Here is a 26058-nt window from a genome sequence, read left to right as displayed (position 1 = left end):
GGGCCCGGCCGCCGGACGGGCCCCCGGCAGCACCCGGTACGGCACCCTCTGCCGCTTCAGGTTCTGGTCAAAGACCCGTCAAGCACGGTTAAAAACCGAGCCGTTCGCGGCGTACCGAGTAGCCCACGAAGCCGGCGCCCAGGGCGAGGAGCGCGGTGCCGCCGACGACGTACGGCGTGGTGTCGAAGCTGCCGGTGTCGGCCAACTTCACGCCGTCCGCGGAGTCGTCCGCGGTCTGCGCGTCCGCCGCGGACACGGCTCTGGCCTGCTGGGTGACCTGCGCCGCCAAGGACTCCGTTCTCGGCTGGGCGTCCGGCGTCGCGTTCGCGGACGGGACGAACCACAGGGCACCCAGCAGGGTGCCCGCGGCGGTGGCGGTCAGCAGCGGACGGCGAGCGGATGACACGGAATATCGATCCCCCTTGTGACGCTGGCGAATTGGCCGTGTGGAGCGATGTTAGTGAAAGTCGCGGGTCACAGGAAAGTCACGAGAGGTTTCGGTCGTACGCTCCCGCCATGAGCACTCCAGAGACATCACGTTTTGTGCGCCTTCGGGTGGAGCTGGTCCTCGAAGTGGAGGACGCGGATGCCGTGACCAAGGCCGCGGTGCGCCGGGTCGCCGACGATCCGGAGATGCCGGACGCGGAACGCGCGCACGCCGAGGACGCTGTGACGGAAGACACCGCCGAGGCCCTTGCCTACCTCGTCGATCCGTTCGGCCTGGTCAGCGAGGTACCGGGGGTCGAGCTCCAGCAGGCGTCCTGGTCGAGCGAGCGAATCGAGTACGACCCGGATTCGCCGGACTGGGACCTCGACGAGGATGATGGCGAGGACGACGACGAAGAAGAGGGCGGCATCGGCTGAGCGTTCCGGGGAATTCATGGCCCCGGACGGCAACCGCCGTCCGGGGTTTCGTCGTCTCAAAGGGCGCACGGACCGATGCTCGCACCACCTGCTTCGGCGAACGTGGTGTGCCCCACACATCCGAAGGGTGTGGAAAGGGACGAAACGGTCGTAGCGTTGAAGGCTCTTAACGGAGTTCTCGGGGTATTCGCGGAATCGGCAATGATGGAGAAACGTGTGATTACGGACAGTAAGCGGCGCAGGGGTCTGATGACCGCGTCCGCTCTGCTCGGTGGTGTGCTGGTGCTCACGGGGTGCTCCGGCGGCGATGCCAAGGCCGAGGGCGGCAAGGACACCTCGCAGGCCAAGGTCGACGAAGCGGCGGCCAAGAAGACGTCCGTGGCCCAGATCACGATCACGCCCAAGGACGGTTCGAACAACGCCTCCATCAACAACTCCGCCGCCGTCACGGTCGCCAAGGGCACCCTGACGAACGTGACGATGACGACGGGCGACGGCAAGGACGTCCAGGGCCAGCTCTCCGCCGACCGGACGAGCTGGAAGCCCAGCGCCCAGCTGGAGCGCTCCACCACCTACAAGGTCGCCGCCGAGGCCAAGGACGCCGACGGCCGTGTCGCCCACGAGAACGCGTCCTTCACCACGGTCTCCCCGGACAACAGCTTCATAGGCAGCTTCACACCGGAGGACGGCTCCACCGTCGGCGTCGGCATGCCCGTGTCGATCAACTTCGACAAGGCGATCACCAACAAGGCCGCCGTCCAGAAGGGCATCACCGTCACCTCCAGCAGCGGCCAGGAGGTCGCCTGCCACTGGTTCAACGCCAACCGCATGGACTGCCGCCCGCAGGACTACTGGACCGGGAACTCCACCGTCACCCTGAAGCTCGCTCTCGACGGCGTCGAGGGCGCGAGCGGCGTCTTCGGCGTGCAGCAGAAGACGGTCTCCTTCAAGATCGGCCGCAACCAGATCTCCTACGTCGACGCGAAGACCAAGCAGATGAAGATCACGCAGGACGGCAAGACCGTCAAGACCATCCCGATCTCCGCCGGTTCGCCCGACAACAAGACCTACGAAGGCATCATGGTGATGTCCGAGAAGTTCAAGGAGACGCGCATGAACGGCGCGACCGTGGGCTTCACCGACGACGACGGCAAGGGCGAGTACGACATCAAGGACGTGCCGCACGCCATCCGCCTCACCAACTCCGGCACCTTCGTGCACGGCAACTACTGGGGCGCGAAGTCCATCTTCGGCGCGGTGAACACCAGCCACGGCTGCATCGGTCTGTCCGACACCAAGGGCGCCGGCGACCCGAACACCGCGGGCTCGTGGTTCTACAACAACTCGATCGTCGGTGACGTCGTGGTCGTCCAGAACACCGGTGACAAGACCGTCTCCCCGGACAACGGCCTCAACGGCTGGAACCTGGACTGGGCCCAGTGGAAGGCGGGTTCGGCCGCCTGATCCACAGCTGACGCCGCTCCACCGCGTGACCGATGCCGCCCCCGGCCCCCGGGGGCGGCATCGGTCGTTCCCGGGCCCGGCCGGCGGCGTCGAGGGACCCTGCACAGCCTTCTCATGCTTCTCTTATTTCGGCCTTATGCAGTCATCACGGTCCGTCCCTAGCTTGCGGCCCATGTTCTTCACCTACCTGAGGCGCGAACTGCGCCGCCGCAGAAAGGCGGCCCTGGTCGTCGCCTCCGGGCTCGCACTGGGCATCGCGCTCGTCATCGTCGTCAACTCCGTGTCCAACGGCATGGGGAAGGCACAGGACAAGGTCCTGCAGTCGCTCTACGGCCTCGGCACGGACATGACCGTCACCAAGGCGTCGGAACCGAGCACCAGCAGCTCGCAGCGCCCGCGCTTCCAGTTCGACGCCCGCAACAGCGACGACGACTCGACGCAGAGCAGCGACCGGGTCATGGTGCAGGGCTTCACCACGCTGGCCTCCTCGACCGTCGCCGAGGTGGGCGACCAGAAGGGCGTGTCGAACGCCGTCGGCGGGCTCAGCCTCACTGTGTTCAAGGTGAGCGGCCAGTTCACCCGCGGCCAGTTCCAGCAGGACCAGCAGGGCGGCGGCATGCCCAGCGGCGGGCCGGGCGGCGGCAGCAGCGGTCAGCCGCAGGGCGAGGTCCGCGGCGGCGGCGCCGACTTCGACATCAACCAGTACACGGTCTACGGCACCGACGTCACCCAGACCGGGCTCGGCCCGCTGACCTCCTCGAAGATCACCAGCGGCCGCACCTTCAAGACCACCGAGACCGACGCCAAGGTCGTCGTGGCCGACTCCGCGTACGCCAAGGAGAAGAAGTACAAGGTCGGCAGCACCGTCACCGTCAAGGGCGTCAAGTACGAGCTGATCGGCATCGCCACCGCCGACAGCGGTGACTCGGCGGCCAACCTGTACATCCCGCTCAAGCAGGCGCAGACGCTGGCGGACCAGAAGGACAAGGTCACCACCGTCTACGTCAAGGCGACCGACTCGCAGCAGATCGACGTGGTCAAGAGCGCCATCCAGAAGAACGTCTCGGGTACGACCGTCACCACCTCCGCCGACCTCGCCAAGACCGTCTCCGGTTCGCTGTCCACCGCCTCCAGCCTCGCCACCAGCGTCGGCAAGTGGCTGTCGATCGCCGTGCTCGTGGCCGCGTTCCTGGTGGCCGGCCTGCTCACCTCCTCCGCCGTCTCCCGGCGCGTGCGCGAGTTCGGCACGCTCAAGGCGCTGGGCTGGAAGTCGGGCCGGGTGACCCGGCAGGTGGTCGGCGAGGCCGTCGTCAACGGACTGGTCGGCGGCGCGCTCGGCATCGCGGTCGGCCTGGCGGGCGCCTACGCCGTCACCGCGATCAGCCCGACCCTGCAGGCCCAGCTCGGCAGCGCCGGCGGTCAGACGGGCGGCGCCGGCGGCCCCGGCGGGGGCGGCTTCATGGGCGGTCCCGGCCGGCAGACCGCGAAGTCCCTGGAGGTCGCGCTCACCGCGCCGGTCAGCGTCACCACCATCGCCGTGGCGGTCGCCCTCGCCGTGGCCGGCGGACTGATCGCGGGCGCGTTCGGCGGCTGGCGGGCGTCGCGGCTGCGTCCGGCGGACGCATTGCGGCGGGTCGAGTAGGCGCACCGCCGTCCGGCCGGCGGCCCGGCCCACCGCCCTAACCCTCACACGTGATCCAGGAGTTGTTCCACCCATGTACGAACTCAGAGGCGTCACCAAGCGCTACACGCGCGGCAAGGACACCGTCCACGCCCTCGACGGCGTCGATCTGACCATCGGGGACGGTGACCGTCTGGTCATCCAGGGCCCCACCGGCGGCGGCAAGTCGACGCTGCTGCAGATGCTCGGGGGCCTGGACCGGCCCAGCTCCGGAGAGGTCGTCCTCGACGGCGTCGACCTGGCCAAGCTGCCCGAGGCGCGGCTGACCCGGGTGCGCAGCGAGAACATCGGCTTCGTCTTCCAGTCCTTCAACCTGATCCCGACGCTGACCGCGCAGGAGAACGTCGAGACCGCGCTCGTCCCGCTCGGCGTGAAGACGAAGGAGCGGCGCGAACGGGCCGCGGAGGCACTGAGGTCGGTCGGGCTCGGGGAGCGGCTCGGGCATCTGCCGTCCGAGATGTCCGGCGGCCAGCAGCAGCGCGTCGCCATCGCCAGGGCGCTCGTCAAGCAGCCGAAGGTGCTGCTCGCCGACGAGCCCACCGGCAACCTCGACGAGGGCATGCGCGACGAGATCATGGAGGTCCTCGAACGCATGTGGAAGGAGTACGGGTTGACGTTCATCATGGTCACCCACGACTCCTCGATCGCGCGCAAGGCCCCGCGTGTCGCGACCATCCGCAAGGGAAAGATCAGCGTGAAGGAGAACACCGGCGGCTGACCGCGCGGGCCGTATAGCACCGGGCGCGGATGTTCAACCTCGCGGTTTCGTAACGGTGTTCCGGCCGCGCCGTAACACTTTCCGGGTGCGCTTCTCACCCTTCTCTCATCTCTTGAGTCCGCTGATCACCCCCCGGCATACTGCGTGTTCCGGGGGGTTGGCGCGCATGCGTACGAGATATCCCCCGGCCGGGTGAACGGGGAATTCGCCCGGTACTCCATCTCCCAGGGGGAGTCTTGCGCAGTCAAGTGAAAAGAGCGGCGGCGGCCACCGTGGCCACCGCCGCTGCCGTTGCCCTCGCCGCGGGAATGACCAGCCCGGCATCGGCGAAGCCCGAGCAGCAGTCCGCGGCCGGCGCCGCCTCCTCGCTCACGGCCAAGCACCGCGTCACCCTGATCACCGGCGACCGGGTCGCCGTCGACGCCAAGGGCCGGGTCGTCGGCCTGGACCGCGCCGAGGGACGCGAGCACATACCCTTCGAGATCCGCAAGGCCGCGGGGCACACCCTGGTCATACCCGCCGACGCGGCCCGCCTGGTCGCCTCCGGCACGCTGGACCAGCGGCTGTTCGACGTCACCGAACTCAACAAGTCCACCACCCGCAAGGCGCAGCGCAACGGCCTGAAGGTGATCGTCGGCTACCGCGGCGCGGCCACCGCGGCCAAGGCCGACGTCCGTGACGCGGGCACCCTGCGGCACAGCCTGAAGTCCCTCAACGCGGACGCGGTGCAGGCCCCGGCCGACGACACCCCGGCGCTGTGGGACGCCGTCACCGACGGCGACCGGTCCGCCTCCGGCATCGCGCACGTCTGGCTCGACGGCGTCCGCAAGGCCAGCCTCGACAAGTCCGTGCCGCAGATCGGCGCCCCGACCGCGTGGGCGGCCGGCTACACCGGCAAGGGCGTCAAGATCGCCGTCCTCGACACCGGCGTCGACGCGACCCACCCGGACCTGAAGAACCAGGTCGTCGAGTCGAAGAACTTCACCCGGGCCGCCGACGCCACCGACCACTTCGGCCACGGCACGCACGTCGCCTCCATCGCGGCCGGCACCGGCGCGAAGTCGGGCGGCAAGTACAAGGGCGTCGCCCCCGGCGCCGAGATCCTCAACGGCAAGGTGCTCGACGACTCCGGCTTCGGTGACGACTCCGGCATCCTCGCCGGCATGGAGTGGGCGGCCCAGCAGGGCGCCGACGTCATCAACCTGAGCCTCGGCGGTTACGACACCCCCGAGATCGACCCGCTCGAGGCCGAGGTCAACAAGCTCTCCGCGGAGAAGGGCATCCTGTTCGCGATCGCCGCGGGCAACGAGGGCCCCCAGTCGGTCGGTTCGCCGGGCAGCGCGGACGCCGCGCTCACCGTCGGCGCCGTCGACGACAAGGACGCCCTGGCCGACTTCTCCTCCACCGGGCCGCGCAACGGCGACGGCGCCATCAAGCCGGACGTCACGGCGCCCGGCGTCGACATCACCGCCGCCGCGGCCCCGGGCAGCGTCATCGACCAGGAGGTCGGCCAGAACCCGCCCGGCTACCTGACCATCTCCGGTACGTCGATGGCCACCCCGCATGTCGCGGGCGCCGCCGCGCTCCTCAAGCAGCAGCACCCCGACTGGGGCTACGCCGAGCTGAAGGGCGCCCTGACGGCCTCCACCAAGGGCGGCAAGTACACGCCGTTCCAGCAGGGCTCGGGCCGTATCCAGGTCGACAAGGCCATCAAGCAGTCCGTGATCGCCGAACCGGTGTCGGTGAGCTTCGGCACCCAGCAGTGGCCGCACACCGACGACCAGCCGGTCACCAAGCAGCTGACGTACCGCAACCTCGGCGACAAGGACGTCACGCTCGACCTCGCCGCCACCGCCACCAACCCCAAGGGCCAGGCGGCCCCGGCGGGCTTCTTCACGCTCGGCGCGGCCGAGGTGACCGTCCCCGCGGGCGGCACGGCCTCCGTCGACCTCACCGCCGACACCCGGCTGGGCGGCACCCTCGACGGCGCCTACTCGGCGTATGTGACGGCGACCGGCGGCGGGCAGAGCGTGCGCACGGCCGCCGCGGTGCAGCGCGAGGTCGAGTCGTACGACCTCACCCTGAAGTTCATCGGGCGGGACGGCAAGCCGGCCCCGTACTACGACGTCGACCTGACCGGTGTCTCGGGCCTGGCCAAGGACACGGGGCTCGCCCCGTACGACCCGTCCGGCACGGTGAAGGTACGCGCGCCCAAGGGCACGTACATCTTCAACTCCGCGGTCTACGGCGACCCGGAGGACGCCACCAAGGGCATCGACTGGATCGCGCAGCCGAAGCTGAGCGTCACCAAGAACCAGACGATCACGGTGGACGCGCGCAAGGCCAAGCCGGTGGACATCACCGTCCCCGACGCCGCCGCCAAGTCCGAGTTCGCCATGCCCGAGTTCGACGTCCAGGTGGGCGACGGCTTCTACGGCTACGGCTGGTTCCTGGAGACGTACGAGAACTTCCGCACCGCCGGTCTCGGCCCGCAGCTCACCGACGGCTCGCTGTACCAGCAGTGGGACGGGCACTGGACCAAGGGCGCCAAGGAGCAGTACGACATCACCCGCGGCGGCTCGGTCAAGCAGCTCGCCACCGGCTACACCAAGCACTACAAGGCCTCCGAGCTGGCCAAGGTGAAGGTCGGCATGGGGGCGGCGGCGAGCGGCAAGAAGGGCGTGCTCAGCGCGTACGGCTGGCTGCCCGGCGGCTCCGGCGCCACCTCCATCGGCATCCCGCAGTCCCTCCCGGGCACCCGCACCCTGCACCTGTCCACGCAGGGCGGCGCGCGGTGGGAGCTGGAGTTCGAGCAGCAGAACGGCGTCGACGCGGACGGCTTCCCGGTCACCGAGGCGTACTACACGCTGGGCGCGCCGCAGACCTTCAAGGCCGGCCAGAGCTACTCGAAGACCGTCAACACAGCGGTGTTCGGGCCGCACCTCAACTCCGAGTTCGGCCTGTTCCGCGACGGCAACCAGATCTACGGTCTGGTGCCGCTGTTCGCGGACGCCGCCAAGCACGCCGGTTCCTCGGACTTCACCTCGGTGACCACGACCCTGTACAAGGGCAGCACCAAGGTGGGCTCCAACAACGACCCGCTGTTCGGCCAGAAGGCCTTCAAGGTGCCCTCCGGTGACGCCGCGTACAAGCTGACCACCTCGGTCAAGCGGAGCGTCAAGGTCGCCGCCGCCTCCACGCGGATCGACGCGAGCTTCACCTTCCGCTCGAAGAAGCCGACCGGCGGCAACACGGCCAAGCTCCCGGCCTCCACCGTCCGCTTCAACGCCAAGACCGGCCTCGACAGCCGGGTCAAGGCAGGCCAGAAGGTCACCTTCCCGGTCACCGTCGAGGGCGCGGCCGCGGGCCGCAACCTGAAGTCCCTGACGGTGTACGTGTCGTACGACTACGGCAAGACCTGGAAGAAGGTCGACGTCAAGCACGGCAAGATCACCGTGAAGAACCCGGCCAAGGGCAAGGCCGTCTCCTTCCACGCCAAGATCGCCGACAAGAAGGGCAACAAGTCGACGATCTCGATCTACAACGCGTACTACGCCAAGTAGCCGCACCCACCAGGGGCATGGCGGACCCGGTCCGTCATGCCCCTGCGTGCTGTCACGGCGACGACGGCACGCGGGTGGCGTCCCGGCCCCAGCTGTCCAGCAGGCGCAGCCCGTCCGCCGACGCGGAGTCCGGTTCCGCGTGATAGGCGACCATCGACTGGTCGCCGTCGCCGGGCACCTTGAACGTCTCGAAGCTCAGCGACAGCTCCCCGACCAGCGGATGGTGCAGCCGCTTGACGCCATGGGTCTTCTCCTTGACGTCGTGCGTCGCCCACAGCCGCCGGAAGTCCGCGCTCTTCACGGACAACTCGCCGACCAGCGCGGACAGCCGCGGATCGTCGGGATAGCAGCCCGCGTCCATGCGCAGGGTGCACACGATGTCGATCGCCTTCTGCTCCCAGTCGACGAACAGATCCCGGTAGTCGGGCCGCAGGAACACCAGCCGGGCCCAGTTGCGCTCGCCCGCCGGCAGCTCGGCCCAGTCCCCGAAGACCGCCGCCGCCATCCGGTTCCACGCCAGGATCTCCGAGCGCCGCCCCACGACGTACGCCGGAACGCCGTCCATCGTGTCCAGCAGCTGGGCCAGCGAGGTCCGCACCTGCTGGGCCCGCCCCAGCGCCTTCTTCTTGTGCTGCTTCCCCTTGGCGAGGTGCGTCAGATGCGCCTGCTCGGCGTCGTCGAGCCGCAGCGCCCGGGCGATCGCGTCCAGCACCTCCGCCGAGACGTTCCGCCCGTTGCCCTGCTCCAGCCGGGTGTAGTACGCCACCGACACCCCGGCCAGCTGGGCCAGCTCCTCGCGGCGCAGCCCGGGGACCCGGCGGTGCCGGCCGAAGTCCGGCAGCCCCACGTCCTGCGGCTTGAGCCGGGCCCGCCTGCTGCGCAGGAACTCGCTGAGCTCGGCACGCCGGTCCAGCGGACGGCCTGCGGAATCGGGCTGTACGTCCATGGGCCCAGTATCGGCGGTAATCCGTGGTCGTACGCAGGTGAGCCTGTCCCCGCCAGTGGTAGGAACGCCGGTCGTAGGCCGAAGCGTGACCTGGGCGGCCGTCCGCCGGCACGGCACGCTGGACGCCGTACCCGGTCGGAAGGCAGCCGGGCACACCCCCCTCGCTAGGAGAACCACGGCATGACCACTGTTGCTGCGTACGCCGCGCCCGCCGCCAAGGCCCCCCTGGAGCGGACCACGATCGAACGGCGCGCCGTCGGTGAGTTCGACGTCCTGATCGACGTCAAGTTCGCCGGCATCTGCCATTCCGACATCCACCAGGCCCGCGAGGGCTGGGGCACCGCGATCTTCCCGATGGTGCCAGGCCACGAGATCGCCGGTGTCGTCTCGGAGGTCGGCCCCGGTGTCACGAAGTACGCCGTCGGCGACCGCGTGGGTGTCGGCTGCATGGTCGACTCGTGCCGCGCGTGCGACAACTGCAGGGCCGGCCTGCAGCAGTACTGCGTCAAGCGGCCGACCTGGACGTACAACGACGTCGACAAGGACGGCGAGCCCACCTACGGGGGCTACTCGGAGAAGATCGTGGTCGACGAGAACTACGTCGTCCGCATCCCCGACGGCCTCTCCCTGGACGTGGCCGCGCCCCTGCTGTGCGCGGGCATCACCACGTACTCCCCGCTCAGGCACTGGAACGTCGGCCCCGGCAAGAAGGTCGCCGTCGTCGGCTTCGGCGGTCTCGGCCACATGGGCGTCAAGATCGCGCACGCGCTGGGCGCCGAGGTCACCGTCCTGTCGCAGTCCCTGCGCAAGCAGGACGACGGCCGCCGGCTGGGCGCCGACCACTACCACGCCACCAGCGACCCGGAGACCTTCGAGAAGCTGAAGGGCACCTTCGACGTCATCCTGAACACGGTCTCCGCGCCGTTCGACTTCGCCCCGTTCCTGGCCCTGTTGCGCACCGGCGGCGCCATGGTGAACGTGGGCCTGCCCGAGGAGCCGGTCGAGATCACGCTGTCCTCGCTGTTCGGCAACCGCCGCTCGGTGACCAGCTCCAACATCGGCGGCATCCCGGAGACCCAGGAGATGCTCGACTTCTGCGCCGAGCACGGCCTGGGCGCCGAGATCGAACTGATCCGCGCCGACGAGATCAACGAGGCGTACGAGCGCGTCCTGGTCAGCGATGTGCGGTACCGGTTCGTGATCGACGCCACCACCATCTGATCCCATCCTCGTTTAGGTAAGGCTTATCTAAATTTACGCCGGAGTATGTTGGTGAGGAGGAGGTTCCTACGATGACCGTGAATCTGAACCACACCATCGTGGCCGCGCGGGACAAACAGGCCTCGGCCAAGTTCCTCGCCGACATCCTGGGGCTCCGAGTGAGCCCGGACTTCGGCCCGTTCGCGCCCGTCGAGATACCCAACGGCGTGACCCTGGACTACATGGAGGCGTCCGGCACCATCAGCCCCCAGCACTACGCGTTCCTTGTCTCCGAGGACGACTTCGACGCGATATTCGCCCGCATCGGGGACGCCGGACTCACCTTCTGGGCCGACCCGATGCACCGCCACCCCGGGGAGATCAACACCAACGACGGCGGCCGCGGCACGTACTTCGAGGACCCCAACGGCCACAACCTCGAGATCCTCACCCGGCCGTATGGCAGCGGAGCCTGAGCCGGGCGAGGAAACCGGACGGCCGTCGGCTGGGCGCCGCTCAACCGCAGGCCCCGCCCGGCCGCGGACGGCATCAGCTACGTCACCGGCGACCTGCTGGCCGGTGAGGGAATCGAGGCGGCGGTGGCCGGCGCCCGGACGGTGCTGCACCTGGCGGGCGGCCCCAAGGGCGACGACGCGGCGGCCGGGGTACGGCACCTCGTGTACATCTCGGTCATCGGCGCGGACCGGGTCCCGCTGCCCGTCCTGCCGTTCCCCGGCGGCGTGCGCCTGCAACCGGTCGACTCCCGCGAGGTGGCGGCCCGGCACCAACCTCGCCCTGGAGGGCGCACAGCCGGGCAAGCGCACCTGGGAGGACTTCCTGACGGAACGCCTGGGCTGACGACATGACCGCCGACCGGCTGCACCGGGCCCGGAAAGAGAACTCCCGGCCCGGGGAGGTCAGTTCGGCAGCGACGCCGGGCTGCCGCCGTTCGCCTCGAACCCCGCCACCGCCAGGGCGCGGTAGACGGCGAACTCCGCGGCCGGATCGGCGGACAGCGTCCACGGCAGCGCGCCGACATGACCGTCGACGTGCACCAACTCGTTCATGGCCTCCGCCCAGCGCTCGGCGCGGACCAGGAAGAAGACCAGCAGATGGCGGACATGGGCCAGCATCGGGTCGTCGGGGCGGGCCGCGTGCACCGCGTACAGCGCGCCGTGCATCGCCTTCGTGACGACCTCGCTCTGATAGAAGCCGCTGACCAGGTTCACCTCGGGGAGGTGCTCGAAGACCGCGAACAGGGGCATGGCGGCCAGCAGGGAACCCTGCGGGGCGCGGGCCGCGGCGGCCTCGGCGAAGGAGTACGCCAGCTCACGCGAGCCGTGCCACTTCTCGCACCAGTAGTGCAGGGCCGCGAGGTGGGCGCCCATGTGGGCCGGGGCGCGGTCCAGGATCTTCAGCCACAGCTGCTCGAACTCCTCCCGCGGATACGCCAGTCCGCGGGCCACCGACAGCTCGATGATGTACGGGATCGGGTCGCCGGGCGCCAGCAGGGCCGCCTGCCCGCAGGCGTCCTTGGCCTCCTCCATGATGATCCGGAAGTCGTCGGTGCCCCGCGTGGACGTGCGCCACGCCTGCTGCACCAGGAACTCCGCGTGCACCGCGGCGCCGCCCGCGTCCTTCGGCTGCTCGGCCCGCCACACGCGCAGCCACTGGCCGCCCGGGGTCTCGCTGACCCCGCCCGGCCGCTGCTGCAGCTCCAGCGCCGCCGCGCCCGCGAACGCCTGGACCCGCTGCCAGCGCAGCTCGCCCGCCGCCTCCGTGCCGGCCAGCAGCTGGGCGGCCGCCCGGTAGTCCTGGGTGCGCTGCACCAGGTCGAGGACGTCGAGGAGGTCCTGGTCGGGTCCGGGCATCCGGATGTCCAGGTCCTCCTCGCGCACGAAGCCGTAGTTCGCCGGGTCCGCCGCGTCCGGGTGGTCCGGTGAGACGCGCTCGATCACCCCGCGCCTGCGCCGCAGGAGCGGGATCACCACGAAGCTCAGCGTGAGCAGCGCCATAAGGACCCAGAGAATCGCCATGCCTCAAGCGAACCAGACCCGCCCGACAATTGGCCAACCCACCCACCCCCCTGTGGAAAACCCCCACAACACCCCATGGCCCACGCCCCACCGCCACCGACGTGCGGTGCGCGGCCTGACGTCCGTGACTTCGAGGACCGTCATCCGCCGCTTACCGCTCGCAGCCCAAGTCTCGCGGCCTGCCGCCCGTGGCATCATCCGTGCCTTGGCGTCTGTCGTCCGCCGCCAACTGCCGGTGGCTTGCGGCTCGGAGTCTGCCGTCGGCGGTCACCGGCCTGTGGCCCGCAGCCGGGCGGTTTGTAGCCCACGGCCCGAGGTTCGTGGTCTGGGGTCACTGGCCGTCGCCCGTGGTCCGCGCCTTGGCGTCTGTCGTCCGCCGCCAACTGCCAGCTGCCGGTGGCTTGCGGCTCGGAGTCTGCCGTCGGCGGCCACTGGCCTGTGGCCCGCAGCCGGGCGGTTTGTAGCCCACGGCCCGAGGCTCGTGGCCTGGGGTCACTGGCCGTCGCCCGTGGTCCGCGCCCTGGCGCCTGCCATCCGCCGCTTACTACCTGCGGCCACCGGCCTGCGGCCTGCCGCACGTGGGCTGTTCTCTGCTGCTCGTGGCTCGCCGCCTGCGGCCCGTCGCCCGCAGACTGCGGCCTGTCGCCTGCCCGCAGTGTTCGGCGTCCGTCGCCTGCCGTCTGCCTGTGCCGGTCTTGGTGTTGGCAGGGAAAACCCTGCCGCTCGGGTGGGGGCGCGCCGTGGTCCGGCGGTGGGGGCGCGGGCGCACTACGCTCGGGGCTCATGAGCGACAGGCACATCAGTCAGCACTTCGAGACCCTCGCGATCCACGCGGGCAACACCGCCGATCCCCTCACCGGCGCGGTCGTCCCGCCGATCTACCAGGTCTCGACCTACAAGCAGGACGGCGTGGGCGGTCTGCGCGGCGGCTACGAGTACAGCCGCAGCGCCAACCCCACCAGGACCGCCCTGGAGGAGAACCTCGCCGCGCTGGAGGGCGGCCGCCGCGGCCTCGCCTTCGCGTCCGGCCTGGCCGCCGAGGACGCCCTGCTGCGTACGCTGCTCACCCCCGGCGACCACGTGGTCATCCCCAACGACGCGTACGGCGGCACGTTCCGTCTCTTCGCGAAGGTCGTCTCCCGGTGGGGGGTGGAATGGTCCGTCGCCGACACCAGCGACCCCGCCGCGGTACGGGCAGCCCTCACCCCGAAGACCAAGGTCGTCTGGGTGGAGACCCCCTCCAACCCGCTGCTCGGCATCACCGACATCGCCGCCGTCGCTCAGATCGCCCACGACGCGGGCGCGCGGCTCGTCGTCGACAACACCTTCGCCACCCCCTACCTCCAGCAGCCGCTCGCGCTCGGCGCCGACGTGGTGGTGCACTCGCTCACCAAGTACATGGGCGGCCACTCGGACGTCGTCGGCGGCGCGCTGATCGTGGCCGACCAAGGACTGGGCGAGGAACTCGCGTTCCACCAGAACGCGATGGGCGCGGTCGCCGGCCCCTTCGACTCGTGGCTGGTGCTGCGCGGCACCAAGACGCTCGCGGTGCGCATGGAGCGGCACAGCGAGAACGCCACGAGGATCGCCGAGATGCTCGGCCGGCACGCGCGCGTGACGCGCGTCCTCTACCCGGGCCTGCCGGAGCACCCCGGTCACGAGGTCGCCGCCAAGCAGATGAGGGCGTTCGGCGGCATGATCTCCTTCCAGGTCGAGGGCGGCGAGGAGGCGGCCGTCGAGGTCTGCAACCGCGCCAAGGTGTTCACGCTCGGCGAGTCGCTGGGCGGCGTCGAGTCGCTGATCGAGCACCCCGGCCGGATGACGCACGCCTCCGCGGCCGGCTCGGCCCTGGAGGTCCCGGCCGACCTCGTCCGCCTCTCCGTCGGCATCGAGAACGCCGACGACCTCCTGGAAGACCTCCAGCAGGCCCTGGGCTAGACCGGGCTCACCGGACCGGGCTCACCGGACCGGGCTCACCAGCCGGTGAGCGGTGGAGTCGTCTGGGACGGCGGCTCCACCCAGGGGCGGGCCGTCGCCGCCCAGACGGCGAAGGCGACGGCCCCGGCGAGCAGGACCAGCCACAGCAGGCGCCGGACGGCGGTCCTGCGCCGCAGCATGCGGCCGCCGCGCCGTACGACCTCCGCGTACAGGTCCGGCGGCACCGGGGGCGACGGCACCCGTTCCATGATCCGCCGTGCCGCGGCCTCCCGTTCGGGCCGGTTCACCCGTGCCTCCCCCCGCTCGTCCGCCTCATGACGGCGCCACCTTCGCGACAGCCGTCGCCGCGCCCTCCCGCGGCGGGCGCAGCAGCGTGGTCATCGCCCGCTCGCCGATCGCGCGGACCCGCTCCGCCGACAGACCCAGCAGGGCCGCGGCCTGCTCCTCGGCGACGCCCTCGTACAGCCGCAGCACGAGGATCAGCCGCTCCCGGGGGCCGAGCACGGCCACCGGGCTGGCCGGATGCGGGCGGGCGCGCCCGAAGGCGCCGTACCGGTGCCAGGCCGAGCGGGCGAAACGCGTGGCGAGGTACTGGCGGGCGCGGTCGTAGGGGTCCTCACCGCGCAGCCGGTCCCAGTACGCGTACGTGTGCGCGAGCGCCAGCGTCAGCAGGCGCCGCGCGTGCGGATTGTCGTCGGGCGCCTCGGCGGTGAGCAGCGTCGCGGCATGCAGCAGCCGCCCTGCCGCGCCCGCGACGAACGCCTCGAACTCCCGGGCCCGGCGGGCGCCCTGGGACGCCTGCCGTTCTCGCACCGCGCCTCCCCCTCGGCGGGACCCCGTCCGGTACGCCGGGATTCGGCACCCGGTACGCCGCGGGACCCCGGTCTCATATGAGGACAGCGACGGCCCAAGGTCAAGACTCCGGCGTCAGGAGGCCTCCGAAGTCTCCGGAGCCGGCACGCCCGACGTCGTCATCCGTGCGGACAGCGCACCGTTGAAGCGGGTCAGAAGCGCACAGAACGTCTCGCGCTCCTCCGGTGCCCAGTCCTGGGTCAGCTCGGCCATCAGCTGACGTCTCGACGAGCGCACCTCCTCCAGCCGGGACATCCCGCGCGGCGACAGCTGGAGCACCACCGCCCGTCCGTCCTCGGGGTGCGAGGTCCGCTTGACGAGCCCGCTGTCGACCAGCGGGGCCACCTGCCGGGTCACCGTGGACGAGTCGATCCCCATGCTCGCGGCGAGCGCCTTGACGCCCATCGGGCCTTCCTGGTCGAGGCGGTTGAGCAGCAGATACGCGGCGCGGTCCATGGAGTTGCGCACCTGCCCGACACCACCGAGCCGGGTCTGCTCCGCACGGCGCGCGAACACCGCCACCTGGTGCTGGAGCGTGTCGAGAAGACCGGTGTCACCGACGGTCGTCATGTCCATCGACATTTCAGGTGTTGTGGGCATGGCCGGAGGCTCACTTCATGAGGGCTGCTGGGATGGGGGACAGGGTACGCGGCCGGGGGGAGGGCCGTACCGGCGCTGCACAAACCGGTCTCGGAGCTTGGTCACACCAGTGGTGTGCGACGGCGAACTGCGAGACTTGGGTCATGAACTACAGCACGGCCCACTCCTCGCGTTCCGTCACCCTCGACGACGTACGCGGTGCCCGGAAGATGCTCTCGGGTGTGGCGCGGGTGACCGCGATGGAGGGGAGCAGGCACCTGTCCCAGCTGGTGGGGGCGCCGGTGCACCTCAAGTGCGAGAACCTCCAGCGGACGGGATCGTTCAAGCTGCGCGGCGCGTACGTGCGGATCGCCGGCCTGCTGCCCGAGGAGCGCGCCGCCGGTGTGGTGGCCGCGAGCGCCGGCAACCACGCGCAGGGCGTCGCGCTGGCCTCGTCGCTGCTCGGCGTGCACGCCACCGTGTTCATGCCGAACGGTGCCCCGCTCCCGAAGATCAGCGCCACCCGGGAGTACGGGGCCGAGGTGCGCCTGCACGGTCAGGTGGTCGACGAGACGCTGGCCGCCGCGCAGGAGTACGCGGAGCGGACCGGCGCCGTGTTCATCCACCCCTTCGACCACCCCGACGTCATCGCGGGCCAGGGCACGGTCGGGCTGGAGATCCTGGAGCAGTGCCCCGAGGTGGGCACGATCGTCGTCGGCATCGGCGGCGGCGGGCTCGCGGCCGGCATCGCGGTCGCGGTGAAGGCGCTGCGGCCGGACGTGCGGATCGTCGGGGTGCAGGCGGAGGGCTCGGCGGCGTATCCGCCCTCGCTCGCGGCCGGGCGGCCGGTGGCGATCCGGCACCCGGCGACGATGGCGGACGGCATCAAGGTGGGACGGCCCGGGGACGTGCCGTTCCGGATCGTCGCCGAGTCGGTCGACGAGGTCCGCACGGTCACCGAGGACCAGCTGTCGGCGGCGCTGCTGCTGTGCCTGGAGCGGGCCAAGCTGGTCGTCGAGCCGGCCGGTGCGAGCCCGGTCGCCGCGCTGCTGGGCGAGCCCCACGCCTTCCCCGGGCCGGTCGTCGCCGTGCTGTCCGGGGGCAACGTCGATCCGGTGCTGCTCCAGCGGGTGCTGCGGCACGGCATGGCCGCACAGGGCCGCTACCTGGCCGTACGGCTGCGGCTGACGGACCGGCCGGGCGCCCTCGCGACGCTTCTGGGGGTGTTGTCAGTGGTGGACGCTAACGTGCTGGACGTGAGTCATGTACGGACCGATCCGCGGCTCGGGCTCACGGAGGCGGAGGTGGAGCTGCACCTGGAGACGAAGGGGCCGGCGCACTGCGTCGAGGTCGGCCAGGCCCTGCGCGAGGCGGGGTACACCGTCATCGACTGAGGCGACGCCGCCCGCCGCCGGGACCTGACTCCGGGGTCAGGACGTCCGTGTCACTCGTTCGGGAAAACTCATTGAGAGACGCGATACATCGCGTTATGGTGTGTCGCACTCCTTCACAACGCGTTCCTTCATGACGCGTTCCTTCGCACCGTGTTCTCTCGCAACCTTTCGAGCACCCCCACGCAACCCCCCGCACCGATCCTCCAGAACCCTTCAAGCAACACCGACGACGTGGAGACACACATGCCAGGCGCCATCTATGCCGAAGGTCTGGTCAAGACCTTCGGCGACGTACGGGCACTGGACGGCGTCGACCTCGATGTCCCCGAGGGCACGGTCCTCGGCCTGCTCGGGCCGAACGGCGCGGGCAAGACGACGAGCGTCCGCTGTCTGACGACCCTGCTGCGTCCCGACAGTGGCAAGGCGGTCGTCGCGGGCGTGGACGTGCTCAAGCACCCCGACACCGTGCGCCGCTCCATCGGCCTGTCCGGCCAGTTCGCGGCGGTCGACGAATACCTCACCGGCCGCGAGAACCTGCAGATGGTCGGTCAGCTCTATCAGATGAGGGCGAAGGCGGCCAAGGCCCGCGCCGTGGAGCTGCTGGAGCAGTTCCACCTCACCGAGGCCGCCGACCGGCCCACGAAGACCTACTCCGGAGGCATGCGCCGCCGGCTCGACCTCGCGGCCGCCCTCGTGGTGTCGCCGCCCGTGATGTTCATGGACGAGCCGACGACCGGCCTCGACCCGCGCAACCGCCAGGAGCTGTGGGGGGTCATCAAGCAGCTGGTCTCCGGCGGCACGACGCTGCTGCTCACCACCCAGTACCTCGAAGAGGCCGATCACCTCGCCCACGAGATCGCGGTCGTCGACCACGGCCGGGTCATCGCCAAGGGCACCTCCGACCAGCTCAAGGCCCGCACCGGCGGCGAGCGCGTCGAGGTCGTGGTGCACGAGCGGGAGCACATCACGACCGCCGCCGAGGTGCTGCGCGGCTTCGGCAAGGGCGACACCACGGTGGAGGCGCACACCCGCAAGCTCACCGTGCCTGTCAGCGGCGGTGCCAAGCTGCTCGCCGAGGTGATCCGCGAGCTGGACGCCCGCGGCATCGAGATAGACGACATCGGACTGCGCCGCCCCACCCTCGACGACGTCTTCCTGTCCCTGACCGGACATCTGGCAGAGACCACGGACGACACGGACGAGACGGACGCCGCGGACGGCGACCGGGCCGAGCTCAAGAACACCCGCAAGGAGGCCTCGAAGTGAGCGCCGTGAACGACTCCCTGGTCGTGGCTCGCCGGAATCTGATCCGTATGGGCCGGATTCCCGAGATGCTGATCTTCGGACTGCTCCAGCCCATCATGTTCGTGGTGCTGTTCACCTACGTGTTCGGCGGCTCGATCCAGGTCGGCTCGTCCAGTTCCCCCCAGTCCTACCGCGAGTTCCTGATGGCCGGCATCTTCGCGCAGACCGTCACCTTCGCCACGGCGGGCGCCGGCGCGGGCATCGCCGACGACATGCACAAGGGCCTCATCGACCGCTTCCGCTCCCTGCCCATGGCGCGCGGCGCGGTCCTGACCGGGCGCACCCTCGCCGACCTGGTGCAGACGGCGCTCACCCTCGTCGTCCTGGCGATCGTCGCCGTGATCGTCGGCTGGCGCACGCATGAGAACTTCGGCAAGGTGCTCGCCGGCTTCGGCCTGCTCCTGCTGCTCGGTTACGCGTTCTCGTGGATCGGCGCACTCATCGGCCTGTCCGTGCGCACTCCCGAGGCGGCCACCTCGGGCGGCCTGATCTGGCTGTTCCCGCTGACATTCATCTCGAACGCGTTCGTGGACGCGAACCAGATGCCGGCGTTCCTGAGACACATCGCCGAGTGGAACCCGTTCAGCGCCACCGTGCAGGCGTGCCGCGAACTGTTCGGCAACCTTCCCCCGGGCTTCCAGACGTCCGACGCGTGGCCCATGCAGCACCCCGTGTGGGCCTCGCTGATCTGGTCGGTCGTGATCATCCTGGTCTTCCGGACCCTCGCGGTCCGCAAGTACCGCCGGGCGGCCGGCTGACAGCTCCGCCCTCCGCCCGGCCCCTGCGGCACAACGGCTGCCCGACAGGGCGAGACCCCCGGCGTCGACAGGATCGACAGGACGCCGGGGGCCTCGACCGGGATCAGTCGGCGGGGATCAGCCCGAGTACGGCTCGGCCTTGAGGATCTTCACCGAGGCCTTCCGGCCGTTGGGCAGCTCGTACTCCGCGTCCTCGCCCACCTTGTGGCCGATCACGCCGGCACCCAGCGGGGACTGCGGGGAGTACGTCTCGATGTCGGCGCTCGCGTACTCACGGGAGGCGAGCAGGAACGCCATCGTGTCGTCCTCGTCGCCGTCGAAGGCGATCGTCACCATCATGCCGGGGGCGATCGCACCGTCCGCGGATGCGGGAGCCTCGCCGACCTGGGCGTTCTCCAGAAGCTGGGTCAGCTGGCGCACTCGGAGCTCCTGCTTGCCCTGCTCCTCCTTGGCCGCGTGATACCCGCCGTTCTCCCGCAGGTCGCCCTCCTCGCGCGCGGCCGCGATCTTGGCGGCGATCTCCGTGCGCGCAGGACCAGACAGGTACTCCAGCTCGGCCTTGAGCTGGTTGTACGCCTCCTGGGTCAGCCAGGTGACGTTCTCGCTGGTCTGGGTCACAGGTGCTCCTCGTCGGTACTGGGAATACAAAGCATCGCCCTACCCAGAAGAATGTTCCTTCACGGGTGGGCGAAACCACGAGCCTAACAATTCAACGGCGGAAGGGGGAGGACATAAGCCGTCAGAATCGTGTCAGCGCAGGTCAGGGCCGACGCAACGCGGGTGATCTCAGCCGGCGTGGCAGCCCAGCAGCTCGGCCGTCGTACCCCGGGACGTCGTACGCAGGGTGACGACCTTGTCGATGCGGGTGGCCGAGCCGGTGAAGCGGAAGTCCGCCCGGCCCACCTCGGCGCCGTCGGCGGACTGCGAGCGCACCGTGCAGTAGCCGGCGGTCCCGGCGTCCTTGTGGACCTCCAGATGCACCTCGACCGCGTCGTCCGCGGCCTTGAAGGTGATCACCTGGCCGCTGATCTCGCTCTGTACGACGTAGTGGAAGGCGAAGTAGCCGATCAGCGCGAGCAGGGCCGCGCCGAGCACCGCACCGATGATCTTGAGCTTGTGGTCGGTGCGCTCGTCCGACGAACGCCCGTACCGGCCCTCGGGCAGCCGCGTGCTCGCCGTGCTCATGATCGTCCTCTCGGCAGGAACGGGACGGGAGTCCCGACAGGGGCCCCGGACCGGACCGTGGAATTATTCGCCCCCCGATTCGGTCACTATAGAAGCCGCCCGCGTGCCACCCGACCGCAACCCCTCTGAGACGTCACTGCGGCACGGCACTATTGGATTGCACCCGAAGACCCGGGCGCCGACCTACCGAGGATTGAGTCTTGACTGACCAGCTGCGACTGATGGCCGTTCACGCGCACCCCGACGACGAGTCGAGCAAGGGCGCGGCCACCATGGCGAAGTACGTGTCGGAGGGGGTGGACGTGCTGGTCGTGACCTGCACGGGCGGAGAGCGCGGCTCCATCCTCAATCCGAAACTCCAGGGTGACACCTACATCGAGGAGCACATCCACGAGGTACGCAAGAAGGAGATGGACGAGGCCCGCGAGATCCTCGGCGTCAAGCAGGAGTGGCTCGGCTTCGTCGACTCCGGACTGCCCGAGGGCGACCCGCTGCCGCCGCTGCCCGAGGGCTGCTTCGGCCTGGAGGACGTCGACAAGGCGGCCGGTGAACTCGTCAAGCAGATCCGCTCCTTCCGCCCCCAGGTGATCACCACCTACGACGAGAACGGCGGCTACCCGCACCCCGACCACATCATGACCCACAAGATCACGATGGTGGCCTTCGAGGGCGCGGCGGACGCCGAGAAGTACCCGGAGTCCGAGTTCGGCCCGGTCTTCCAGTCGCTCAAGCTCTACTACAACCAGGGCTTCAACCGTCCCCGCACCGAGGCGCTGCACCAGGCGATGCTGGACCGCGGCCTGGAGTCGCCCTACGGGGACTGGCTCAAGCGCTGGTCGGAGATCCAGCGCGACGAGCGCACGCTCACCACGCACATCCCGTGCGCCGACTTCTTCGAGATCCGGGACAAGGCGCTGATCGCCCACGCCACCCAGATCGACCCCGACGGCGGCTGGTTCCGGGTGCCGATGGAGCTCCAGAAGGAGGTCTGGCCGACGGAGGAGTACGAACTGGCGAAGTCTCTCGTCGACACCTCCCTCCCCGAGGACGACCTCTTTGCGGGCATCCGCGACAATGCCTGACATGAGCTTGAGCCTGGCACTGACGCAGTTTGTCCCTCTGGCCAAGGAGGTCGACGAGAACAAGGTCACCCCCGGCGTCCTCGGCTTCATCGTCTTCGCGGTGATGGCCCTGGCGGTCTGGGGCCTCATGAAGTCAATGAACAAGCACATGCAGAAGGTCGACTTCAAGGAGGCCCCGGACGCCAAGGGGGAGTCCGGGGCGCCGTCGGCCGGACCGAACGCCGGGCGCGGCTGACCGGCGTTCACCGCGCGGCCGGCACCGGCACTCCCATCACCTCGCGGGCGTGCCGGTTCGGCACCATGCCCAGACGCCAGGCCTGCCAGCCCGCCTCCAGCTGCACACCGCGTTCCAGCAGCAGCCCGTACGCCGCCAGATACTCGGCCAGCTTGCCGTCCCGGGTGGCATGCGGCGCGCGGGCGAGCTGCGCCAGCTCCTCCTGGGCCACCGCCGTGCCGACCTCCACACCGCCGGGGGCGGCGTAGGGGAGCAGGGTGCAGCGCAGGAAGCGGGCCCAGTCCTCGCCGCGCTGGTCGCCGTACGAGGTGAACAGGCCGATCGCCTCGTCGCACAGGGCCAGCGCCTGCTGGGCGCGGGTGTTGCCCGCGTCCACGACCGCCAGCTCCAGGCAGGTCCACGCCTCGCCATGGGTGACGCCGATGCGCTGGAAGTCGGCGCGGGCGTCCATCAGGAGCTGCCGGGCGAACCCGGAGTTGCGCAGCGAGCCCGTCCGGGCGGCGCGCTGGTCCCGGGTGACGCGGGCCGAGTGGTGGCGCGCGCAGGCCAGGCCGTAGACGTCCCGCATCCGGGAGAACATCGTGCGTGACCGCTCCAGCTCGCGCACGGCCCGGTCCAGGTCGCCCGTCTCCTCCAGGGCCTGCCCGAGGTAGTAGACCGTCCAGGCCTCGCCGCGCGCGTCCTCGTTGTCCCGGTGCCGGGCGGCGGCCTGCCGCAGCGCCTGAGCCGCCTCGGACGCGTCGCCGTCGACGAGCCGGGCCCGGGCCAGCTGGGTGAGGGCCCAGGCCTCGCCGCGGGCGTCGCGGGTGCGGCCGTAGCGGTCGAGGGCGGCCTGCAGCTCCCGCTCCGAGCGCGGTACGTTGCCCATCCGCAGCGCCAGCTGGCCGAGCTGGTAGTGCGCCCAGGCCTCGCCGTGCACGGAGCCGCCCTCGCGGTGCAGGACCAGGGACCGCTCCAGCAGCTCCAGGGCCTCCGGCAGCCGGGCGCGGTCCCGCTGGACCGCGGCCAGCGCGTGCATCGTCCACGCCCGGTCGGTGGCCAGCTCGGGCGCCGCCTGGAGATCCAGGGCCTCCTGGAGCTTGGCCGCGGCCTCCGTGAGACTGCCCTGGTGGTGCAGCGTGATGCCGAGGGAGCACAGCGCACGGGCCGCGCCCGCGTCGTGATGCGCCTCCAGATAGAGGTCGACGACCGAGGTGAGCGTCGTACGGGCCTTGTCCAGCTCGCCGAGCTGGCGGGCGGCGATGCCGGTGCGCCACTGCACCGAACGGATCAGCAGGCCCTGGTCGACGGCCTGCGCCAGTTCGCTGATCTCGCCCAGGCGGTACAGGTCGCCGCGCAGCAGACAGTAGTCGCACAACGCGCCGAGCAGGTTCAGCACGGCTGCCTGGTTGACGCCCTCCGCATGGCGCAGCGCCGCCGTGATGAAGCTGGACTCGTCGTCCAGCCAGCGCAGCGCCTCGTCGAGGGAGGTGAAGCCGTGCGGGCCGAAGCGGTCCGAGCGGGTCGACATGTTTCCGTCGACCAGGCGGAGCACGGAGTCCGCCAGCTCGCCGTAGTTCTCGATCAGCCGCTCCTGCGCCGCCGTGCGCTGGGCGGGCTCCTCCTCGTCCAGGAGGCGGGCGTGGGCGAACGCCCGGACCAGGTCGTGCAGCCGGAACCGGCGGCCCCGCACATGGTCGAGCAGGCCCGCGCGGGTGAGCGCGGCCAGCTGGCGGGACGCCTCCGCCTCGTCCGTGGCGAGCAGGGCGGCCGCCGCCGCGGCGCCCAGGGAGGCGCGGCCGGCCAGGGCGAGCCGGCGCAGCAGCCGGCGGGCCGGCTCCGGCTGGTCGGTGTAGCGCAGCCACAGGACGCGCTCGACCGGATCCACCGGGCCGTACGCATCGAGGTCCGTGGCCAGCCGGCGCGGTGTGCGCGGGCCGAGCGACGAGCCGGCGATGTGCAGGGCCAGCGGCAGACCGCCGCACAACTCCCGTATCCGGTCCGCGGACTCGGCGTCGTACGGACCCGACGCGTCCTGGGCGGCGCCGCCGAGCAACTCCTCCGCGCCCGCCGCGTCCAGCGGCTCGACCGGCAGGTGGTGCACCCGGGCCGGGAGGTCGGCGGGCAGCTGGAGCGGCTCCTGGGAGGTGACCAGGACCAGGCTGTCGGAGCGCTCGGGGACGAGGGCGCGGATCTGCTCGGGATCCGAGGCGTCGTCCAGCACGATCGTCACGGGAAGGCCCGTCAGATGCTGGTGGTACAGCTCGCTCAGCCGCTTCAGCTGCTGGTCGGGGGAGGAGCGCTCGCGGAACAGGAGCTGCTCGCGGGGTGCCCCGAGCCGGTTGAGCAGATGCAGCAGCGCGTCGCGGGTGGGCAGCGGCGGCTCCTCCCGGCTGCCCCCGCGCAGATCGACGACGACCGCGCCGCGGAAGTGGTCCCGCAGCTCGTGCGTGGCACGGACCGCGAGGGTGGTGCGGCCCGAGCCGGGCCTGCCGTGCAGCACGACCACCGTCGGCCGGGTCTCCGTGCTCGCCCGGGCCGCCTGCACCCACTGCCTGAGCCGCGTCATCTCCGGCCGGCGCCCGGCGAACGGGCCCTCCGGATCGGGGAGTTGACCGAAGGACTCGCTGAGCACCGTGCGCCTGCGGGCCGCCGCGCTCTTGTCCGAGCCGCGCAGCTGGGGGCCCGTCTTCTTCGGGCCCGTGGAGGCGCTGAGCACCCGCTGCTGGTCGAGGAAGGGCCGGATGCCGCGCACCTCCAGCGCCGTCAGCCACTGCAGCCGCAGCTGTTCGGGCCCGCCCGGCTGGCCGGCCGCGCCCGCGCGGTGGTGGGCGGCCGGCAGATGGGTGCCGGCCACCTTCACCACGGTGGCGGCGGCGCCCACGACGCCCACGGCCACGCCCGCGCCGAGCGCCGTGCTCGCCCCGGTGCCCAGCGACAGGTCGGCCACGGTCGCCGCCACCGCCGCGACACCCGCCACCAGCAGGGGAGTTCCGGCGCCCTCCTTCGCATACCGCTGCGCGAAGGTCAGCCGGCCGGCCTCCGACTCGTCGAGCGCGTGCGTGTACGCCACGTACTCCTCGGCGGCCGTCTGCGCCATGGCGTCCAGCGAGCCGCGCGCCCGCGACAGCAGCACCTGCCCGTCGAGGCGCCCGCCCGAGCGGCGTACCTCCTCCTCGACCGCCCGCACCACGAGCCGCTCGGCCTCGGCCCGATGGCTGTCCCGCATGTCCCGTCCCCCTCCGGCCGCAACTCCATTGCCTACGAGTGTCCTTCGCCTGAGCCACGAACGCGAGGGGTCGGCGATCACGAAGAGCAGGGGCTCCTCCCGCGCCCGGTGACCCGAGTCTGCCGAGTGGCGGGGGCGCGGTGGGTCCGCGAAGTGACGTCATGAGCACCGATGGTGACGATCTTGAGGCGAAGGTCGATGCGGGAGTCCTCGGTGAAGCGTCGCCGGCAACGCCGGCTTCTCCGTTCCCTACATGACTCCAAGGTCGACTGTGACGGAGAAGGGCGCGACGGCTTTGACCACGCCGGTGAAAACATCGCCTTCCCGGTAAGTCCTGTTGGCAGGATCGAGAACGTACGTGTAGACGATCGGAACGCCAGTGGCAGCTTGCTCGATACGCCAGTAAAAGGGGATCCCGGCTTTGGCGTACTGATCCACCTTCACGATCCGGTCAGTGGTCTCCGAGCCGGGCGACACGACCTCGATCACGAGGAGCACATGCTCTGGACGAGTGGGTGTGAGGTCGATGGTCTCGGCCCGGTACACAGTGACATCCGGACGACGGTTGGTGAGGGGCACGTCCTGCAGACGGACGTCGAAGTCCGTGTCAGCGTTCCAGTCAGGACCTGCGGCAGCGTCCAGGGCGTTGGCCAGGATACGAGCCAACCGGTTGTGCCGCTTGGACGCACTCGGGCTCACGACGACCATCCCGTCCACGATCTCAATGCCTGCGCACTGCTCCTCGGACCAGGAGTCGTACTGCTCCGCGCTGATCTGCGTGTGCATCCACGCGGGCGCGACCATCTCTGCGGTCATGGCGTACCCCCTTCGAGGATGTCCGTCAGGTCCGGTGCTGCTCGACTCAGCGTACTGCGCATCCCGGTCGGCACAGCGGCGCAGGACAGGAGCAGAAGCCCATCCATCCCAAGAGCGACCTCTGCACAAGTGAGTGGATGGACGTCGGCGAGATCGAAGAATGGACTTGCATAACAAGCGCACACGGGGAGTGATCGGCGTGCGATAGTCGTCGGAAGTGGCGTTGTTGTGTCC

At 70.5% G+C, this 26058-nt stretch carries 23 protein-coding genes and 1 pseudogene; 14 read left to right on the top strand and 10 right to left on the bottom strand.

What is annotated here, in order from left to right; all coding sequences use genetic code 11:
• Window positions 1-88: 88 nt before the first annotated feature.
• Window positions 89-406: an LPXTG cell wall anchor domain-containing protein gene (locus CTZ28_RS01875; protein WP_121887392.1), complete on the bottom strand. Its 318-nt coding sequence runs from the start codon at window positions 404-406 to the stop codon at window positions 89-91.
• Window positions 407-516: 110 nt separating this feature from the next.
• On the opposite strand from CTZ28_RS01875, the gene CTZ28_RS01870 reads away from it, so the two are divergent.
• From CTZ28_RS01870 to CTZ28_RS01845, 5 genes are all read left to right on the top strand, one after another.
• Window positions 517-864: a hypothetical protein gene (locus CTZ28_RS01870; RefSeq protein ID WP_183154211.1), complete on the top strand. Its 348-nt coding sequence runs from the start codon at window positions 517-519 to the stop codon at window positions 862-864.
• Window positions 865-1068: 204 nt separating this feature from the next.
• Window positions 1069-2328, top strand: coding sequence for a L,D-transpeptidase (locus CTZ28_RS01865; RefSeq protein ID WP_183154239.1), 1260 nt, complete (start codon window positions 1069-1071; stop codon window positions 2326-2328).
• Window positions 2329-2500: 172 nt separating this feature from the next.
• Window positions 2501-3970, top strand: a complete 1470-nt coding sequence (locus tag CTZ28_RS01860) for an ABC transporter permease (protein WP_121887390.1) — start codon at window positions 2501-2503, stop codon at window positions 3968-3970.
• A 73-nt stretch (window positions 3971-4043) separates the two neighbouring features.
• Window positions 4044-4727 (top strand): ABC transporter ATP-binding protein, encoded by a 684-nt coding sequence (locus CTZ28_RS01855; protein ID WP_121887389.1) that lies wholly within the window; start codon window positions 4044-4046, stop codon window positions 4725-4727.
• A gap of 308 nt (window positions 4728-5035) precedes the next feature.
• Complete coding sequence (locus CTZ28_RS01845; RefSeq protein WP_121887387.1) at window positions 5036-8290, top strand: S8 family peptidase; 3255 nt, start codon at window positions 5036-5038, stop codon at window positions 8288-8290.
• A 52-nt stretch (window positions 8291-8342) separates the two neighbouring features.
• On the opposite strand, the gene CTZ28_RS01840 is transcribed toward CTZ28_RS01845, so the two are convergent.
• Window positions 8343-9236, bottom strand: coding sequence for a helix-turn-helix domain-containing protein (locus CTZ28_RS01840; RefSeq protein WP_121887386.1), 894 nt, complete (start codon window positions 9234-9236; stop codon window positions 8343-8345).
• A 180-nt stretch (window positions 9237-9416) separates the two neighbouring features.
• On the opposite strand from CTZ28_RS01840, the gene CTZ28_RS01835 reads away from it, so the two are divergent.
• From CTZ28_RS01835 to CTZ28_RS47945, 3 genes and pseudogenes are all read left to right on the top strand, one after another.
• Window positions 9417-10457: an NAD(P)-dependent alcohol dehydrogenase gene (locus tag CTZ28_RS01835; protein ID WP_121887385.1), complete on the top strand. Its 1041-nt coding sequence runs from the start codon at window positions 9417-9419 to the stop codon at window positions 10455-10457.
• A 71-nt stretch (window positions 10458-10528) separates the two neighbouring features.
• Window positions 10529-10912, top strand: coding sequence for a VOC family protein (locus CTZ28_RS01830; RefSeq protein WP_121887384.1), 384 nt, complete (start codon window positions 10529-10531; stop codon window positions 10910-10912).
• Between the two features lie 39 nt (window positions 10913-10951).
• Window positions 10952-11218, top strand: a pseudogene (locus tag CTZ28_RS47945) (NAD-dependent epimerase/dehydratase family protein); the annotation flags it as partial.
• 135 nt (window positions 11219-11353) lie between these two features.
• Here the strand turns inward: CTZ28_RS47945 and CTZ28_RS01820 are convergent.
• Window positions 11354-12472, bottom strand: a complete 1119-nt coding sequence (locus tag CTZ28_RS01820) for a hypothetical protein (protein ID WP_121887383.1) — start codon at window positions 12470-12472, stop codon at window positions 11354-11356.
• Window positions 12473-13255: 783 nt separating this feature from the next.
• On the opposite strand from CTZ28_RS01820, the gene CTZ28_RS01815 reads away from it, so the two are divergent.
• Window positions 13256-14410 carry a cystathionine gamma-synthase gene (locus CTZ28_RS01815; RefSeq protein ID WP_121887382.1) on the top strand — a complete coding sequence of 385 codons (1155 nt, stop codon included), beginning with the start codon at window positions 13256-13258 and terminating at the stop codon, window positions 14408-14410.
• 35 nt (window positions 14411-14445) lie between these two features.
• Here the strand turns inward: CTZ28_RS01815 and CTZ28_RS01810 are convergent, their stop codons facing one another.
• From CTZ28_RS01810 to CTZ28_RS01800, 3 genes are all read right to left on the bottom strand, one after another.
• Window positions 14446-14697 (bottom strand): hypothetical protein, encoded by a 252-nt coding sequence (locus CTZ28_RS01810; RefSeq protein ID WP_121887381.1) that lies wholly within the window; start codon window positions 14695-14697, stop codon window positions 14446-14448.
• 25 nt (window positions 14698-14722) lie between these two features.
• On the bottom strand, window positions 14723-15223 hold the full coding sequence (locus CTZ28_RS01805; protein WP_121887380.1) for a sigma factor-like helix-turn-helix DNA-binding protein: 501 nt from the start codon (window positions 15221-15223) through the stop codon (window positions 14723-14725).
• Window positions 15224-15337: 114 nt separating this feature from the next.
• Entirely contained in the window at window positions 15338-15844 is a 507-nt protein-coding gene (locus CTZ28_RS01800) for a MarR family winged helix-turn-helix transcriptional regulator (protein WP_183154237.1), read from the bottom strand.
• Window positions 15845-16005: 161 nt separating this feature from the next.
• On the opposite strand from CTZ28_RS01800, the gene ilvA reads away from it, so the two are divergent.
• The 3 genes from ilvA (at window position 16006) to CTZ28_RS01785 (ending at window position 19298) form a co-directional block, all read left to right on the top strand.
• On the top strand, window positions 16006-17235 hold the full coding sequence (gene ilvA, locus CTZ28_RS01795) for a threonine ammonia-lyase (RefSeq protein ID WP_121887379.1): 1230 nt from the start codon (window positions 16006-16008) through the stop codon (window positions 17233-17235).
• Between the two features lie 243 nt (window positions 17236-17478).
• On the top strand, window positions 17479-18501 hold the full coding sequence (locus tag CTZ28_RS01790; protein ID WP_121887378.1) for an ATP-binding cassette domain-containing protein: 1023 nt from the start codon (window positions 17479-17481) through the stop codon (window positions 18499-18501).
• Window positions 18498-19298: an ABC transporter permease gene (locus tag CTZ28_RS01785; protein ID WP_121887377.1), complete on the top strand. Its 801-nt coding sequence runs from the start codon at window positions 18498-18500 to the stop codon at window positions 19296-19298. The genes CTZ28_RS01790 and CTZ28_RS01785 overlap by 4 nt, the downstream gene beginning before the upstream one ends.
• A gap of 117 nt (window positions 19299-19415) precedes the next feature.
• On the opposite strand, the gene greA is transcribed toward CTZ28_RS01785, so the two are convergent.
• Together greA and CTZ28_RS01775 are read right to left on the bottom strand one after the other, a co-directional pair.
• The gene (gene greA / locus CTZ28_RS01780; RefSeq protein WP_121887376.1) at window positions 19416-19916 is read right to left on the bottom strand and encodes a transcription elongation factor GreA; all 501 of its coding nucleotides are present in this window, start codon (window positions 19914-19916) and stop codon (window positions 19416-19418) included.
• Between the two features lie 168 nt (window positions 19917-20084).
• Window positions 20085-20483 carry a DUF4307 domain-containing protein gene (locus CTZ28_RS01775; protein WP_121887375.1) on the bottom strand — a complete coding sequence of 133 codons (399 nt, stop codon included), beginning with the start codon at window positions 20481-20483 and terminating at the stop codon, window positions 20085-20087.
• Between the two features lie 221 nt (window positions 20484-20704).
• Here CTZ28_RS01775 and mca point away from each other — a divergent pair, with 221 nt between their 5' ends.
• On the top strand, window positions 20705-21565 hold the full coding sequence (gene mca, locus CTZ28_RS01770; RefSeq protein ID WP_183154236.1) for a mycothiol conjugate amidase Mca: 861 nt from the start codon (window positions 20705-20707) through the stop codon (window positions 21563-21565).
• 1 nt (window position 21566) lies between these two features.
• Entirely contained in the window at window positions 21567-21800 is a 234-nt protein-coding gene (locus CTZ28_RS01765; RefSeq protein ID WP_121887373.1) for a hypothetical protein, read from the top strand.
• Between the two features lie 7 nt (window positions 21801-21807).
• Here CTZ28_RS01765 and CTZ28_RS01760 read toward each other — a convergent pair whose 3' ends face one another.
• Window positions 21808-25008, bottom strand: a complete 3201-nt coding sequence (locus CTZ28_RS01760; RefSeq protein ID WP_121887372.1) for a tetratricopeptide repeat protein — start codon at window positions 25006-25008, stop codon at window positions 21808-21810.
• 249 nt (window positions 25009-25257) lie between these two features.
• Window positions 25258-25824 (bottom strand): Uma2 family endonuclease, encoded by a 567-nt coding sequence (locus CTZ28_RS01755; protein ID WP_121887371.1) that lies wholly within the window; start codon window positions 25822-25824, stop codon window positions 25258-25260.
• Window positions 25825-26058 lie beyond the last annotated feature (234 nt).

The sequence above is a fragment of the Streptomyces shenzhenensis genome, from assembly GCF_003688995.1.
GTDB lineage: Bacteria > Actinomycetota > Actinomycetes > Streptomycetales > Streptomycetaceae > Streptomyces > Streptomyces shenzhenensis_A.
The sequence above is the reverse complement of the archived record's forward strand: the minus strand, read 5'-3'. Positions and strand labels throughout refer to the sequence as shown.

Coding starts and splice junctions, on each gene's coding strand:
- CTZ28_RS01870 (WP_183154211.1), top strand. CDS start 517: ATGAGCACTCCAGAGACATCACGTTTTGTGCGCCTTCGGGTGGAGCTG.
- CTZ28_RS01865 (WP_183154239.1), top strand. CDS start 1,069: ATGGAGAAACGTGTGATTACGGACAGTAAGCGGCGCAGGGGTCTGATG.
- CTZ28_RS01860 (WP_121887390.1), top strand. CDS start 2,501: ATGTTCTTCACCTACCTGAGGCGCGAACTGCGCCGCCGCAGAAAGGCG.
- CTZ28_RS01855 (WP_121887389.1), top strand. CDS start 4,044: ATGTACGAACTCAGAGGCGTCACCAAGCGCTACACGCGCGGCAAGGAC.
- CTZ28_RS01845 (WP_121887387.1), top strand. CDS start 5,036: ATGACCAGCCCGGCATCGGCGAAGCCCGAGCAGCAGTCCGCGGCCGGC.
- CTZ28_RS01840 (WP_121887386.1), bottom strand. CDS start 9,236: ATGGACGTACAGCCCGATTCCGCAGGCCGTCCGCTGGACCGGCGTGCC.
- CTZ28_RS01835 (WP_121887385.1), top strand. CDS start 9,417: ATGACCACTGTTGCTGCGTACGCCGCGCCCGCCGCCAAGGCCCCCCTG.
- CTZ28_RS01830 (WP_121887384.1), top strand. CDS start 10,529: ATGACCGTGAATCTGAACCACACCATCGTGGCCGCGCGGGACAAACAG.
- CTZ28_RS01820 (WP_121887383.1), bottom strand. CDS start 12,472: ATGGCGATTCTCTGGGTCCTTATGGCGCTGCTCACGCTGAGCTTCGTG.
- CTZ28_RS01815 (WP_121887382.1), top strand. CDS start 13,256: ATGAGCGACAGGCACATCAGTCAGCACTTCGAGACCCTCGCGATCCAC.
- CTZ28_RS01800 (WP_183154237.1), bottom strand. CDS start 15,844: ATGTCGATGGACATGACGACCGTCGGTGACACCGGTCTTCTCGACACG.
- ilvA (WP_121887379.1), top strand. CDS start 16,006: ATGAACTACAGCACGGCCCACTCCTCGCGTTCCGTCACCCTCGACGAC.
- CTZ28_RS01790 (WP_121887378.1), top strand. CDS start 17,479: ATGCCAGGCGCCATCTATGCCGAAGGTCTGGTCAAGACCTTCGGCGAC.
- CTZ28_RS01775 (WP_121887375.1), bottom strand. CDS start 20,483: ATGAGCACGGCGAGCACGCGGCTGCCCGAGGGCCGGTACGGGCGTTCG.
- mca (WP_183154236.1), top strand. CDS start 20,705: ATGGCCGTTCACGCGCACCCCGACGACGAGTCGAGCAAGGGCGCGGCC.
- CTZ28_RS01765 (WP_121887373.1), top strand. CDS start 21,567: ATGAGCTTGAGCCTGGCACTGACGCAGTTTGTCCCTCTGGCCAAGGAG.
- CTZ28_RS01760 (WP_121887372.1), bottom strand. CDS start 25,008: ATGCGGGACAGCCATCGGGCCGAGGCCGAGCGGCTCGTGGTGCGGGCG.
- CTZ28_RS01755 (WP_121887371.1), bottom strand. CDS start 25,824: ATGACCGCAGAGATGGTCGCGCCCGCGTGGATGCACACGCAGATCAGC.